Source organism: Pedobacter sp. KBS0701 (genome assembly GCF_005938645.2).
GTDB lineage: Bacteria > Bacteroidota > Bacteroidia > Sphingobacteriales > Sphingobacteriaceae > Pedobacter.
Genome location: NZ_CP042171.1, coordinates 1,619,304 through 1,634,778, shown reverse-complemented (window position 1 = coordinate 1,634,778; position 15,475 = coordinate 1,619,304). Strand labels below are relative to the sequence as shown.

The following is a 15,475-nucleotide window of genomic DNA, read 5'->3' as shown; positions in this document are numbered from 1 at the left end:
CCTGACAGCAGCGGGCATTCCGATCCTTCATCGGAATAAAGCGGATGGCAGGAACATTCTTTAAAAAAATCGAATGGACCTGCGCTCCAAAAGCAATAGCAAAATATTAATTTGAAAAGCAAATGCAGCTTTTCATGGGTTACGGTAGTCCTGCTTTCTCTTCTGCTCCGATGAAGAATCGGGAGCATCCGTTCTATCAGGTTTATTTAACCCTGGTCCTGTGCTTCTGCCTACGTATCTAGCCCTGACAGCAGCGGGCATTCCGATCCTTCATCGGAATAAAGCGGATGGCAGGAACATTCTTTAAAAAAATCGAATGGACCTGCGCTCCAAAACAAAAAACAACAGTCATTTCAAATAACCAACGTTACTAATAAGCTTCGCTCCTAACCGATTCAATTTCATCCGTAGTTAAGGCCAAATATTTTCCCAGCATCCGGCTTCCGTTTTCGGTAATCAGAAAATCGTCTTCTACCCTGATGCCGCTAAAGTTTCTGAACTGCTCCAATTTATCGTAGTTAATAAATTCGGCAAACTGGTTAGTGGCCTTCCAACGGTCTATTAGCTCCGGGATGATGTAAACACCTGGTTCTACCGTTAATACATAACCCGCTTCAAGCGCTTTGCCCAACCTTAACGATTTCAATCCGAACTGGGTGGTATTTTTAGTCAGCTCATCTGTATAACCTACATATTGCTCACCTAAATCTTCCATATCGTGTACATCTAAGCCCATCATGTGTCCTGTTCCACATTGAAAGAACATGGCATGCGCACCAGCCTGCACGGCATCGTCTATATTACCTTTCATCAGGCCAATATCTTTTAAACCCTGTGCCAGCATTTTACACGAAGCCAAATGCACATCTAAGTATCTTACCCCCGGTGCCAGCATATTTTTGCCATGCGTGTAAGCACTCAATACAATATCATAAATATCTTTCTGCCCTGCACTAAATTTCTTTCCTACGGGAAAAGTGCGCGTAAGATCGCCAGCATAACCTAAAGCTGTTTCTACACCAGAATCGTTTAAAACCAGTTGTCCTTCCCGGAGCTGATTGCCATGGTAGTGGTTATGCAGAATTTCGCCCCGAACCGTTAAAATAACCGGATAGGCCAGATTACCGCCCGAAGCCAATGCAGCACCTTGAATTTTAGCTGCAAGTTCGCGTTCATACATGCCGGGTTTTGCCTGCTGCATGATCATTAAATGAATATCGGCAGATATTACTGCAGCACGATCCAGCTCTTCAATTTCTTCAACCGATTTAACCGACCGTTGTGCCACTACAGCCTTAATAAAATTAAGCGATGCTTTTTCTTTAAGCTGATCAATTGGCAGGTTAAGCCAGTTGGCAAGTTTAATCTTATTTTCAGAACGATAAGGAGGTAAGAAATGAACCTCACGATTTTTGTCCTGGCATTGTTTAAGATAGGTGTTTAGTTGCGCAAAAGGCAGAACTTTGGTTAGACCAGCATCCAAACTTTTTTCTTCCAGTGTTTTCTGCCTGCCCATCCATACAATATCATCAATTCCCATTTCATCACCGAAAAGAATTGCCTGATCTTCATCCAGATCTATAATAGCGCCCAAAGATGGCTCACTGATTCCAAAATAATACAAAAAGGTACTATCCTGCCTAAAATGATAGGTATTGTCTTTATAATTCATCGGGCTTTCTTCATTACCCAAAAAGAGTAATATTCCCGAATTTATCTTTGATTTTAGTGCTGCTCTTCTTTGGAGGTAAACTTTCTTTTCAAACATATTTTTATGTGTTAAGCAAATATCCAAAAAGCCATATTCATTACATCAGAATTAAAATGAATGGATAAAATATGGTGTATATCTGCAAATTATAAGCTATGGTTATGGCACAAAAATCACAATAAATTTCAGGTTAGCGAAAAAAAAGGATAAAATCTGCATACAATAAGGCTGATTAAAAAAAGTTAACATTAACAATTTTAGCGGATACACAGAACATTTATCAAGTTTCTTTTGTCATCATGAGGGGGTAACTTATTGTATAAAAATCAATATGATTGACAGCAATTAATCTACGCGTAAAAATCCCCCGAGTTACCGTCATTCGAGCGGAGGGCTACCTGTACCGATTTTACATCAGAACGCAGTCTAGAACCACGGAGTACTCTGCGAAGCAAAATCTGTTTTGATAGAGGCCTGCGCGGGAATGACGACCATCCTATCGGAGTCTGTCAATAGCAGGCTTAATCTATTTCATAAAAAACCGCTTTTCTCAAGCTATCCTCGCTACAAACGAGGACCATCTAAACAATTTTTAAATGGACTACACCACTATTAAATTATATACTTATTTGAACTATAAAATTTTAAATTAATTAATATGAAGTAAATATGTAGTTATAAATAAAACAAAATCAATGGTTTTCGATTTATAAAACACGTCTATCCAAGTTCAATGTTTACTTTAATAATCTGGAATATAAATGATATAGATATATTATATCAACACATAATATTGATAAAGCATATATATGATTGATTATCAGAATTAATTGAAAATACAAAGTCCCGTAATTTTAATCACGGGGCTCAGACAGTAGGTGGATTGATATTATCTTTGAAGAATAATCTCAGTGGTATCAGCTTTTGAAAGTGGGAATTCGTATCCTCCTCTCTTCTCCATACCATTGCCTTTTATGGAATAAACACCAACTCCATTAACTTTTGTCGGTTGCGACAACCTTAACAAGGCAGTAGGTAGGTATTCGTTTGCCTTAGCTAGCTTTAAGCGAATTTCACCATTTACCGTATTATAATCTACTTCATCAATGGTTCCGGCATCAAGACTAATCCAAAGCCCCACAGGCGCAATGTAAACCGACGATTTTGCTGCTGTAGTTAATTTAACATTGATGACGTTCCCCTTTTTCTCCAAATTGCCACCAAAAGATAACCAACCAAATTCGGGATGTTGTAAAATGTAAGATGATGTATTAACCGCATAGCCAAAAAAGCCAGATCCATAATCGCCGGTAATGCCGTCATTTTTTAAGGTTGATGGGTAAGCATGAAATGCCGCAGGTGCAAAACCTTCCTGGGTGATATTGGAGATCGAACCTAATAACCCACCGTAACCGGCACGTAAAAGATAGAAATCGCCTGGATTTTTGCGGTAATCCATTAAAACAGGAATGGCATTAAGCGCTGAACCGTAATGATGGATCATCCGTTCGATACGCGAGAGTTTACCTCCATAAAGAAAATCCCAGTACCGACGGGCATTACCGTTGTAAGCCCAATGCGGTACCACAGGCATATAGGCTAATATGGCATCGAGCGTTACATTTGCTTTATCCTGGTAGCCAAAATAGCTCGACCACACATAAACTTCTTCCTGACCTGTAGAATCCCAAGGCATCTCACTACCAAAGGGATATTGTAATGAACGCCAGTGGTTGGCTCGCTTCTTCATTTCATTTTCTAACCTGGCTGCTTCATCTGTTAGTCCTTCGTTTTTAAGGTCATTTAAGATGAGATAAAATACCGTGCCTTCCATTTGACCAAACTGTGCGTAATAAGGGGCTATGTTAACCATAGCCATACCTGTTTCAGCAGCATCGATAAGGTGTTGTTTCCAACTCTGCTCCTCAATAAGGCCGCTATAATTACGCGCTAACCGGTACATCACCCAATGGGCTGCTGCAACATGCGGGTAGTTATAAGACCGGCCCAGGTTATCAGCTTCTTTTTTTGGCCATGCAGACCAGGTTTTAAAATTGATCTTTGCATCATAAGTATCTTTAGGGAGCGAATCCGGTGCATAATAAAACAAACTCTTTTTTACCCCATATTTCTGAGGACCATTTTTAAGTTGTATCCTCCCAAACATTACACTATCAACAAATTGCTTCAGTTTATCAACCTCTTCTTTTTTGGGTTGCACCAACTGCTTCATTATCGCACCTAACCATGAACCCGCACCACCTTCGTCACTCAAACCCGATATCCAGGCACGGTTATCCTGAATTACCTGTTGCTGTTTTTCATTGTCATAAGTAATAACAGAAGGATTTCTATTAAAAACAGGATCGGCCTGGTTAAACCATTGCTTGGTTGTTAAAAAATTACCGTAAGCCGCAATGACATCACTTTCCGCTTCAATTACTTTATAATTAATACTTTGCTCCAATCCATCTTCGTAAGTAATAGATAATCTTGCTCTACCCCAGGTATTCCCCTTAACTGCGTAACTTTTCCAGCCATTTTTGGTTGAGCCTGACGCAACTATTTTTAAGGCATTTTCAGGCTGAACCTGAATAGTTTTAATCTTTTTAGCATAGTTGATAAACAATTTCCCTTCCACATCTTTAGGAAGCACATAACCCGGAACGGATATAGCAACAGGTCTTTTATTTTCGATCAGTTTACTTTCAATATCTTTTGCGGTTCCTGACAGAATAAACTGAAGGGCATAACTACGGCTTTCGCCCGGCTTTAAAAAGATTGAAGTAGGTGTATTCCATTGCTCGGCATTTTTCCATTCGTTTTCAGCATAGGCTTTACTGTACACCATCCATTCGTAAAAGCCTTCAAAAGCAATCCCCCTTGGTGTGCGGTCGTCATTAAGTGGATTATAAGCTTCAAATGGTGTATGCCCCAACGGAGCAACCAGTAAAGAAGGCGCATGCCCGCTTAACCGGGTAACCTGTAAATAACCAGCATCTTTACCGATGTAAGGATCGTAAAATACATTTTTAGCATGAGTTTGCTCCAATGTACGGCCTTCTAAAATATTATCGAAAATCATCGGGATCCCCAATGCACCGATTTCCAGATTTTTATCGGTCTTGTTTTTAAGCTCGAAGCGCAATACCAGCTTTCCGTTCAACATTTCCCAGATCCTTTTTACCTGCAATGGGATATCAGCCGGAAGTGTTGGAGCCAGATCGGCAGCGGCGAGTACATTTTTACCCGGCACTATATTTTTCACAGGGCTTCGTTTCATGGCCGTGCTGTAGCTTTTCCAGGCTTCTTCGCCAATATAACGCAACTTCAGGTTGATATCGCCCAAATGATACAAACCATCTGAACTACGTACTTTTAAACTGTCACTCGGTACAAAATCAAAATCTTTTACCACTTTAGGCTGGAGACCTGCTACAGTTTGTGATGATTTAACAAGCTTTAGGTTAAATGCTCCGGCATTGTAAGTCGAAAATCCATTTTCCAGTCCCAGCGTAGATGGCTTTTTGCCTAAAGCAATCCAAGGTGATTGGGCCAGAACAACCTCAATATTTATAAAAGATAAAATACAGCAAAATATTGCTTCAAAAGCTATTATGGATAAGGTTCTCTTCTTTTTTAGTTCGATAATCATGATGATAAAGGAAATTTAGGAATGTGGTTAAATCAAAATTAAAATTTAAAAGATAAAGCAGGCATCGAAGTTAAAAATAGCGCAAAATCGGTAAAGAATTGGTGTATTTACGAGAAGTTGGGCATGGCAGTAAGTGGACGGCGGGATCGATGGTGAATAGCAGGAATTCATTCCCCATATCAAATTATTAACCACATAAGAGATATAAGAAACATTTAAGCAATTGATCACTAAATAGCATAAGGGTCTTCGACAAGCTCAGACTGACAACGATTATATTGAATACTAGTCCATTTAATTCCCGCAGATTACGCAAAAAAAACGCAGATTATCATACATGAAGGGAAAACCTAATCATTAGCATCAACGATACCCTGAGAGGTCAGCTTTTTAGAAAAACATTGGAGTGGAGATCACATTTATTCACCGCAACGTCATTCCCAACCCGATAGCCATCGGGTTGATTGGGAACCACGTAGTGCTCATGAATGCCTTTAAAACAAGGGAAGCTTATGAATAATCGTCATGCAAGCGCTTTAACATTCCCGCCTGCGCGGGAATGACGATCATATTTAAAATCATTGGTAAAAAATGATTAAACAGGCTGACATTTCACTTTCAACCATTCGGATTCTTCATCAGACAACACGGGCTTAAGCTTCTCAAACACCATTTGATTGTATTGATTTAACCAGGCGATCTGATCTGTTGCTAAAAGTGTTTTATTGATGATAGCGGTATCGATAAAACATAAAGTTAAGGTTTCAAAAGTGAGAAAATCGCCAAATTCACTATTTCCCTTAGGCACACACAAAACCAGATTTTCAATACGTATGCCATATTTCCCCGGACGATAAATACCAGGCTCTATGGAGGTTATCATACCTGGTTTAAAGACTACATCTACATTGGCAGGACTAATATTCTGAGGTCCTTCATGTACATTGAGAAAAAAACCTATACCATGACCTGTACCATGACCAAAATTTATGGAATGTTCCCAAAGCGGTTTTCTACAGATGGAATCGATTTGATAACCTTTGGTACCTTCCGGAAAAATTAATTTAGCACCTTCAATCAGGCCTTTTAATACTAAGGTATAATCATCAGCCTGGCTTGCCGAGCAATTACCAATAGGCATTACCCTTGTAATATCGGTTGTACCATACAAATACTGGCCTCCGGAATCGACAAGAAACAAACCATTACCTAAAATTTCCTGATTGCTTTCTGCTGTTACGATATAATGTGGCAATGCACCATTTGCATTATAACCAGCTATGGTATTAAAACTCAAACCCACGAAAGAAGCTTGTTCTGCTCTGAAGGAGGCCAATTTCTCTGCTGCAGACCATTCTGTAATTTTTTCCCTGCCCAAATGATCTTCCATCCATTTAAAGAACCTGGTTAAAGCTACCCCATCGTGAAGCATCGCCTTTCGGATATGATTAATTTCAGTATTATTCTTTAAACTCTTTAAATGTGTACTTGGATTAATTCCTGCAATGATTTTGGAACTTTTTGGCAAACATTCGAACAAACCGAAACAGGTACGTTTTGGATCGATAAAAATCTGCATATTTTTTGGCAGACTTTTTAGTGCCTGAGCTACTTCGCCATAAGGATGCAAAGTTACGCCCTGCTCATTTAAAGTAGAAATATCAGTTTGCGACAGCTTCTTTTTATCGATAAAGAGTTTTACCATTGCAGGCGTTATTAAGGCAAAACTTAAAGTTACAGGATTATAATCTACATCTTTTCCTCTTAAATTAAACAGCCAGGCGATGTCATCAAGCGAAGAAATAAAATGATAATCTGCTTTATTTAATTTTAAAGCCGTTCTTACTTCGTTTATTTTAGCCGAAATACTAAGTCCCGCAGCTTCTTCGTCAATTAAAAAAGCATTTTCTACGGGTAGCCCTACCCGATCTGGCCAAATTGCGCTGATAAAATCAATATCAATTATTTCTATTTCATACTGGGCTAAACTATTCTTCATCTCGAGTGCTAATGCCACCGTAATGAGCTCGTGGTTAAAGCCTACTTTTGCGCCACCTGGCAAAATTTCGAGTAACCAATTGATATACTCCGGTGTATGCGGTACTTTCAACTTTACCAATTCGTAACCGGTACCGCTCAATTGTGCTTCAGCCTGTGTAAAATATCGCGAATCAGTCCACAGACCTGCAAAATCCTGGGTAATGACCAGCGTACCTGCCGATCCTGTAAATCCACAAGCAAAAGGTATGGCCTTATAATGTGCCGGTAAATACTCACTGATGTGTGGATCTGCAGCGGTAATAATATAGGCATCTACTTGCTGAGCAAGCATTAATTGGCGTAAGGCCTCCAGTTTTTCTACAAAGGTCATATTGAGGATTGTTTTATCGCGCCAAATTTAAATATTACATCGACATCTTAAAACAAACAAGATTAATACCATACCGTTGAGATTGTTTTATCCTGAAGCCAGACTTAAGCAAGAGAATTGTAGTATCTGAGCGCGGAAATGCGATAAAAGTTAAACATAACGATCAATCGCCGGCGCTTTAATTACTTCATAATAATCAGATCTCTGAAAGCAACGTACTTTAAAAGTAATGGCCGATTCTCTTTGCGCCAGCGCATGAATACCCAGTGTAAAGCGTTGTTTAAAACGTTTGGAACAAGCCTCTTTATGGCAAATTATTTCGTAACAGTCTATATTTTCCACAACTACATCAAGTACATATTTTGACCATTGTTTTTTAATCAGATTTGGCAACCAGCTAAATTGCTGCATATTAATCAAATCGCCCATCCCTTTAATGACCATTGGTGGAATATCTCCTCCAGCAATTTGCTTCCATGATCCTTCAACTTCATCAATAATACCCAGCACTTTGCATCCGGATAATACTAACCAGGGGTCTTCGGTACCGGCCCGGATTAACTGATAAGATACATCGTCTAAAAATTCCTGCTCAAAAAGGTAAGTAAGTTCGATCATAAACTATTTCAATTGTTTATCGGCAGATTATTGAGTCGTATCAGTTTATCAATGGTACCTGCAAAACGTTTCATGGAGATCGGTTTGCCCAGATAACATTCAAAGCTGGAATCTATTTTTCTCACCTCATTTTCAAGGTGGGAAGATGCGTAGATCACAAACCTGGCTTTGGAGCGGAGATGCTGGGATAATTCAGTTCCCTTCATTCCATCCATATCTATATCTAAAAAAAGAAAATCGATTTTATCACCTGCACCAATTGTTTTTAATGCATCAATGGGATTTTTAAAGGTGCTAAAGAGTTTCAAAAAACGGGTGTCTTCAATATAATCATGAAGTACATCAATGGCGTGCTGTTCATCATCGACAATTGCACAGCTATAATACATAGGCAAATTAAGATAGGTTATACCAAACTTAACAATCTTAACCTGAATGTATGCAGAAAGACATAAAAAAGGTAAAATTACGGTAGTTACCGACTTACTAAGTATACGTAATTTTCAACTTATGTCTTATTTCATGATATAAATTAGCCATGAGTCAATTGATACATGGCTAAATACTTTAAAGTTTAATTTTAACAAAGTATAAACGGTTTCTATCAACCGAATTTGTTAAAGGCAATATTTTTTGTGCAAAGCCACTTGCACCATTATCCACCACACCAAAATCATCATCGTTAGAAATTACGAGGATATTGCCAGGAAGTAAGGCCAAACCTTCTGCTTTATCGTGCGGATAAATGGATGGTAGATCTTTTAACAGGTCTAAAACAACCGCTTTGCTTACCGGGGTAATTCCCGCTGCGCTTAAACCTGCTGCATTGTTCAGTTCTTCCACGGTTTTGCCACCATAAAGTTTTCCTGTTGCACCATTGCCGGAATCAGAAATATCGGTAGCACCACTCAGGTCTATTTTGAAAACTTTTTTAAATGTTGCCGGATTGCTTGCTGCGCCGCCATACAATCCATCACGTTCAATAGTTAAGAAGGTAGTGCTGTTAACGGCAACAATATCGCTCACGCCTGTTAAAGTAGTATTATCCATCAGGTAAGCGTATTGCCTGGTTGCTCCGCTTGCGATATCAAAAGTCAAAATTCTTAAAACCACCGAATTCGCAACCGCAGCTTTAGACGGGTTGTACATTGGCGACTGCATCATGCCTACCAAAGTTTTTCCATCTGGGGTAATGGCCAAACCTTCCATGCCACGGTTTGCTCTTCTATTAGCAAATACAGCCGGAATGGTACGCCCGCCGGTTCCCGTTCCAAATGGGTTAATGCGTTCTATTGTTTTACCAGTTGCATCGAAGTGTGCAATATGTGGACCGTATTCATCGCTGATCCAAAATGATCCGTCAGCTGCTCTTACCAAGCCTTCTGAGTCGATTCCATCGGCACTTGGAGCAATCACCTGTCCATTTAAGTCATAAGCAGTTTCACCAGAAGCCCCCATTCCTGCAGGATTTGGAAGTCCGTTTAATTTATTGCCAGATGCATTTTTAAGTTCGATAGTTTGTTCGAGTACCAATTTCCCATCTTTCAGCCTGAATTTTCCAATTTGTGGATCAAAATCAGGTTTTCCGATGATGATTGAGTTTGCGAGCTGTCCGGCAACGTTCGCCCCCCTGTCGGTCAGCATATAAAAAACATCCGGCGAGTTCGGATCGGCGGCAACTGCTGATCCAAAACCTCCGTTATATACTTTTACACCAGCTGCAGTGGTAAAAAGTACCGATGGATCGGAGACTTCGGCCACGGCCGGGTAAGTAAATTCTGCTGGTGTTTCTTCATGATTCTTTTTACACGATACCATACCGATAGATATGGCTACGATTAGGGTGAGTAGTTCTTTCTTCATTTAATTTTTTTGAACAAAGCAAGGATCTGGATGTGAAGGCAATGTTAAGGGAATAACAAGAATAGTTTTAAGGCTTTATCTTGAATAATCAATTTTTTATTTATAAGCAGGGGGCAGAGTGCAAAGGGCTTAAATGCAGCTTTCTTTCTAAAACAAGTCGTCATCTCGACTGGAACGCAGTGGAATGGAGAGATCTGTCTCGATAGATTTTGCTTCGCAGAGCCTTCGGGTTCTCGACTTCATTACACTCCGCTCGAAATGACGGTTCTAGGAAGCCAATCATTAGTAATTCACATATTTTTCTTCAAAACTCCCATCCTCATACAAATCAACTAAACCGTAACCTGGTGCGGTTTCCCTCCTGTTGCCTTCCCACCATGCACCAGATACCGCTCCATTGCAAAGATAGGTCACATTGTTGTATATAACTTTATCGCGCATGTGCAAATGACCACTTAAACACAGTTTTACATTGGGATGCTGATAAAAAAGGTTAATAATTTTAGCAGTATCGGTATGCATATCTCCTCCCAGCATGGTCCATTTGTTTACAATATCATCTTCTATCATCAATAGTGCAGTAAGGATTGGAATGTGCGACATCACCATGACCGGCATTGTTTTACTGGTGTTTTCCAGTTCGTTTTTAAGCCAATCTAATTGCTCATCGCCCAATTTGCCAATGTACCAGGTATTATCGATATCCAAATGGGTACTATCCAGCACAATAATTTTCCAGCCGTTCTGTACCAGGCTATAGTAAGGTTTAACCAGCTGCAATTTATCCAAGGCGTATTTTTTTCCATAAAAAACATCGCCTTTGCTATCTTCGTTCCACCAGATATCATGGTTCCCCAAACAGTAATGTACAGGAATGCTGCATTCGTTTTTCATGGTTTCCTGTACCAGTTTCCATTGATTATTAATGGTATTCATGTTTTCCTTGTTCATATCAAAAACAATATCTCCACCATTTAAAATCAGATTTACTTTTGGAGATTGCGCCTGTAAGTGGTGCAAACATTTTGCAAATCTTGCTGGTGCATTAAACTGATTTTTCAGATGGACATCGGTAATGTGCGCAACCCTTAAAACGGTCTTTTTTTCAGTGGATAACGAAACTTTTGATAAGGTTGGCAGCAAAAACAGGCCACCGATATTTTTGAGCGCAGATCTTCTTTCCATTATCTGTTATTTGTTGGGTTAAAAGTAGCAACGGTATGTTAAATAACACGAATTAAAAAAGCGGTGTTGTGAATAATGTCATTACGTAAATGTAATTAACCACAACTTATCCCGGTCTTTCCTATCGTGTGGACACAATTAATTATAACATTCTTCTATCGCTCTATGCCGCGGGGCATGGTAGTTTTTCACAGTTAATGTTGTTTTTAGCTGTGTTCAAGAATGCTGCGCATTTTGGAGCGCCAAAGTACCCAAAGCGCTTTGTCATCCGATGGCTATCGGATCCAGCAATGAGCCTTTTACACAATCTCATGCGCATCAAAAAACAGTGACACTTCGTGTTGTGTTCTATATTTTTTAAAATTAAATTATCGGTTATGAACACAAAACCACTGCGTTTCAGGTTTGTTACTGCCATTTTTACTGTTGTGCACCTGTTTTTTTGATTTCCCCGGCTCCTGGGATTGACAGCGTCCTTGGTTATAATCCGTGCTTTATTAAAGTTAGTTAGCAAAACGCCTAAAAATACTTAAAAGATGTGTCCACACGATAGGCTCTTTCGGGAGATAAAAAGGATGCACACAGATATAGATCCGTGTTTATCTGTGTGCATCAGTGGTTAATGATATTGTATTCTGGTATACAGACACCACCATTGGGATTTGGTTTATTCTTTTTTATTTGGACTTCGCTAAACGATAAGCCTTCATGATTTTATGAAAAATCTGGTTATTAGGATAAACACCGGTAAAGTTTTGCGAGCCAGGACCGTAGGCAAACACCGGAACCATAATACCCGTATGATCGTTGGTGCTAAATTCGCCCCTTACCATTCCTTTTTCAGCAGCACCATCTAAAAGTGTTAATCCTCCTGTTTCATGATCGGCAGTTACGATCACCAGTGTTTCACCATCCTGATCAGCAAAGCGAAGCGCTTCGGCAATCGTACGGTCAAAATCGTGTAATTCGGTAACGAGATAATGCAAATCGTTGGTATGACCACCGTAGTCGATCTGCGCGCCTTCGGCCATAATGAAGAAACCAGCTTTATTTTGCGATAAAATCTCCGCGGTATGTGCTAAGGATTTTTTAAGCATATCGCCACGACCTTTTGTCACCGGTCGGGTAGCCGAATCATCCAGCAAAACCAATTGTTTACCTTCATGTTGTTTTTCAAAATCAGCTAAACTATTTGTTACCTGAAAACCTTTAGTTTTCAGATCTGCCAAAAGCCTGCTGTTTTTATTCTGCTCAAAAGCTTTGCGGTTAGAACCCACTAAAACTTCGGCCTTGCTGCTTAACAGATCATTCGCAATTGCGCCGTTGTATGAGCGGTCGAGTTGATGGGCGTAAAATACTGCTGGCGTTGCATCGGTCATATCGCCCGCGGTGATGATACCACTTTTGATACCGAAGATGGATAAAGTATCAACTAAATTGGTTTTATGCTGATCATCAGGTCCCATGCCAATGTAACGGTTATTGGTTTTATGGCCAATTGCCATAGCACTGCCTCCCGCAGCCGAATCGGTGTTTCCGGCATCAGCCGCAGCGGTTTCAGAAAAGCCAATGTAATGGAACTTTGCCATATTCAGATCCCCATGATTGGCAATTAACCCAGCGTGGATTGCAGCCAGTCCCATCCCATCACCAATTAACAAAATGACATGTTTGGGTGCTTTGTCCTGGCCGTCGGTTTTATAAGTTGGTGAATAGGTTGTATATGGTTTTGGATTGGTATAACTCAGTTTATCCTGATGAAGATAAAAATCTTTCAGTTTGGTCGGTTTATCCGTATTGATCCAATCTGCGCCAAGCCTTTCGAGCACAATCCAGGTGTTCGGACTATCCTGCGAAGCCCAGAAGCGGAAAGGTTTGCCCTTACGATGTGCCTGCTCTATCGTGGCTCTCATCTTTGCTTCATCGGTTTTGGTAGGATTGCCCTTTCCATTCCATACGGTGTGATTTTTCAAATCATCACTGATCATCGCCACCCTTGCCAATTGCGCATCGGTATAAGTTGTTGCCGGCCTGCCATCGAAAGATAATTTCTCATCATAATTTTTAAAATCGGCTGGTGCAGGCATATCGCCACTAACCACTACTTTAATCGCATTGGCATTCTTTTTTGCATCGAATACCTCAGCATAACCTTCGAGCTCTTTTAGTAATACCGGTAGTACATGCTTGTAATCTTCTTTTACATCAACCACCAACTGCAGTTTTAAGGCTGCATTGCTATAGGGATGATTTCCTTTTGATTTAAAAAACCGGGCTAACGGATCAAGGTATATTTTTTTAAGTGTAAAATCCGGTTTAATTTCTGAAGCCTCATGTGCTACATATAATTGCCCTTCCTTTAAAAATACATCCGCCTCAATAGATCCCATTTCGGCATAATATGCCGCTAAAAGGGGAATTTCCTGCTTATAATCGTTATGGCTATGTCCGCGGTTTGCACTCAGTTTTACCTGGGCAGATGCACTTTGCAGCCCCAGCACAAAGGCCAGCGCTGCAAAGTTTATCCCTATTTTTTTTACCATCCTGGATTTTGTTTAATCACGCCCGCACTGTTATCAATTTCTCTTTGTGGCACCGCCCAAACATCGTGTACCTGTGGGTTGAAAGTTCTTGCCGGCCAGATTACAGTTCCATCAAAATCGTGTAATGGTTTAGCATAAGTGGATTGCGCATCGCCCCATCTTACTAAATCGCGGTGACGATCTGCCCATTCTCCGGCAAGCTCATTACGACGTTCGCGTTTAAGGTCATCTATAGTCATTCCTGTTTTAGCATTTAAACCTGCACGAAGCCTTATTTTGTTCAGTTCGGTATCTCCCGCTCCTGCACCGCTTAGGTTAATGGCAGCTTCTGCTTTGATCAGCAGAACTTCGGCATAACGCATTAATGGCACATTTAAATCAGTTGTTCCATTATCACCATTAGGGTTAACATGAGTTGGAATTGGGTTGGCATAAGAAAACGGCTCCATGTATTTTTTAAACTGGTAATTGGAAGTTGCTCCCCCATCTTTAGTAAAGCTACGCTCGGCACCAAAGAACATAAATTTATCGCCAGGTTTCAAAATGGTAGCTTCTCTGCGTTGATCGCCGGCTTCATAAGAATCGTAAAGTTCTTTGGTTGGCAGATAATAACCCCATCCATTATAAATACCCCATGCTTTGTTGGTTAGCATTACACCCGGGAGCTTGCTACCCCAGCCTGTTCCGCCACCGCTTGGTGTACAAACTACCGACCATATATATTCTTTAGACCAGTTGTTTGACGCTTTAAAAACATCGGCAAAACCCGTATTAATTAAATCATGCTGACCTGAAGTGATGACCATATCAGCATATTTTGCAGCATTGGCATAATCTTTTTTGAACAGGTACACCTTAGATAAGTAAGCCCAGGCAGCCGTTTTATGTGCTTTACCATAATCTGCAGGTTTCATTGCCGAAAACAGGGGAAGGTTATCAGCTGCCTTTAAAAGAAGCGAAATAACATAATCGTAGTTCTCGTTTACATTGCTGGCGCGGGGAATAGGCTGAGATGCATCGGTTTCAGGCTTAACAATTGGTACACCCGCTTTATCGTTTCCATAATTTGCAGCCAGCTGAAAATAAACCAAACCGGCATTAAAATAAGCATCGCCAATGATCTGTTTCTTTAAATTTTCATCCATATTGATCTTTGGCACATTGGTAATGATATCATTGGCACGTTTGATGATGGCATAACGCATGCTCCACTGCGTTTCGGTATAACCACCGCCTACGTAAGTACGGTTAAAGTTTTTAATGTTATCAGCCTCTGGCTTGTTACGGCCGGTAACCATATCATCGCTGGCATTGATAAACCAGAACATCCCGCGACCGTAAAAATCTTCAGCATTATAGATTTCGTACATTCCACCTTCGGCTTTCAATGCATCCTCTTTAGTTTTCCAGAAGTTTTGCGCTGATGGAGACCCTTCAGGTATGATATCAAGTTCTTTTGTGCATGAAGAAAAAGCAGCAAGTACTGCAAATGCGATATATTTAAAATTCTTTTTCATTGTTGTTTTTGA

At 40.2% G+C, this 15,475-nt stretch carries 9 protein-coding genes; all 9 read right to left on the bottom strand.

Annotated elements, in window-relative coordinates:
* Positions 1–370 precede the first annotated feature (370 nt).
* The 9 genes from FFJ24_RS06400 to FFJ24_RS06360 all read right to left on the bottom strand — a co-directional run bounded on the left by FFJ24_RS06400 (position 371) and on the right by FFJ24_RS06360 (position 15,463).
* Positions 371–1,768, bottom strand: coding sequence for an aminopeptidase P family protein (locus FFJ24_RS06400; protein WP_138823614.1), 1,398 nt, complete (start codon positions 1,766–1,768; stop codon positions 371–373).
* Positions 1,769–2,600: 832 nt separating this feature from the next.
* A complete protein-coding gene (locus tag FFJ24_RS06395) occupies positions 2,601–5,366 on the bottom strand; it encodes a DUF5695 domain-containing protein (protein ID WP_210419475.1) in 2,766 nt (921 codons plus the stop codon).
* A 595-nt stretch (positions 5,367–5,961) separates the two neighbouring features.
* On the bottom strand, positions 5,962–7,737 hold the full coding sequence (locus FFJ24_RS06390) for an aminopeptidase P family protein (RefSeq protein ID WP_138823612.1): 1,776 nt from the start codon (positions 7,735–7,737) through the stop codon (positions 5,962–5,964).
* A 150-nt stretch (positions 7,738–7,887) separates the two neighbouring features.
* A complete protein-coding gene (locus tag FFJ24_RS06385; RefSeq protein WP_138823609.1) occupies positions 7,888–8,355 on the bottom strand; it encodes a hypothetical protein in 468 nt (155 codons plus the stop codon).
* 8 nt (positions 8,356–8,363) lie between these two features.
* Positions 8,364–8,744 carry a LytTR family DNA-binding domain-containing protein gene (locus FFJ24_RS06380; RefSeq protein WP_138823607.1) on the bottom strand — a complete coding sequence of 127 codons (381 nt, stop codon included), beginning with the start codon at positions 8,742–8,744 and terminating at the stop codon, positions 8,364–8,366.
* A gap of 178 nt (positions 8,745–8,922) precedes the next feature.
* Positions 8,923–10,218 carry an esterase-like activity of phytase family protein gene (locus tag FFJ24_RS06375; protein WP_138823605.1) on the bottom strand — a complete coding sequence of 432 codons (1,296 nt, stop codon included), beginning with the start codon at positions 10,216–10,218 and terminating at the stop codon, positions 8,923–8,925.
* Positions 10,219–10,500: 282 nt separating this feature from the next.
* Positions 10,501–11,403, bottom strand: a complete 903-nt coding sequence (locus FFJ24_RS06370; RefSeq protein WP_138823603.1) for a metallophosphoesterase — start codon at positions 11,401–11,403, stop codon at positions 10,501–10,503.
* Between the two features lie 677 nt (positions 11,404–12,080).
* Positions 12,081–13,946, bottom strand: a complete 1,866-nt coding sequence (locus tag FFJ24_RS06365; protein WP_246862757.1) for an alkaline phosphatase — start codon at positions 13,944–13,946, stop codon at positions 12,081–12,083.
* Positions 13,940–15,463: a RagB/SusD family nutrient uptake outer membrane protein gene (locus tag FFJ24_RS06360; protein ID WP_138823601.1), complete on the bottom strand. Its 1,524-nt coding sequence runs from the start codon at positions 15,461–15,463 to the stop codon at positions 13,940–13,942. The genes FFJ24_RS06365 and FFJ24_RS06360 overlap by 7 nt, the downstream gene beginning before the upstream one ends.
* Between the last annotated feature and the right edge of the window lie 12 nt (positions 15,464–15,475).

Excerpts from the sequence above, each read along its gene's own strand:
- FFJ24_RS06390 (WP_138823612.1), bottom strand. The coding sequence starts at position 7,737 with ATGACCTTTGTAGAAAAACTGGAGGCCTTACGCCAATTAATGCTTGCT.
- FFJ24_RS06385 (WP_138823609.1), bottom strand. The coding sequence starts at position 8,355 with ATGATCGAACTTACTTACCTTTTTGAGCAGGAATTTTTAGACGATGTA.
- FFJ24_RS06400 (WP_138823614.1), bottom strand. The coding sequence starts at position 1,768 with ATGTTTGAAAAGAAAGTTTACCTCCAAAGAAGAGCAGCACTAAAATCA.
- FFJ24_RS06380 (WP_138823607.1), bottom strand. The coding sequence starts at position 8,744 with ATGTATTATAGCTGTGCAATTGTCGATGATGAACAGCACGCCATTGAT.
- FFJ24_RS06360 (WP_138823601.1), bottom strand. The coding sequence starts at position 15,463 with ATGAAAAAGAATTTTAAATATATCGCATTTGCAGTACTTGCTGCTTTT.
- FFJ24_RS06365 (WP_246862757.1), bottom strand. The coding sequence starts at position 13,946 with ATGGTAAAAAAAATAGGGATAAACTTTGCAGCGCTGGCCTTTGTGCTG.
- FFJ24_RS06370 (WP_138823603.1), bottom strand. The coding sequence starts at position 11,403 with ATGGAAAGAAGATCTGCGCTCAAAAATATCGGTGGCCTGTTTTTGCTG.
- FFJ24_RS06395 (WP_210419475.1), bottom strand. The coding sequence starts at position 5,366 with ATGATTATCGAACTAAAAAAGAAGAGAACCTTATCCATAATAGCTTTT.
- FFJ24_RS06375 (WP_138823605.1), bottom strand. The coding sequence starts at position 10,218 with ATGAAGAAAGAACTACTCACCCTAATCGTAGCCATATCTATCGGTATG.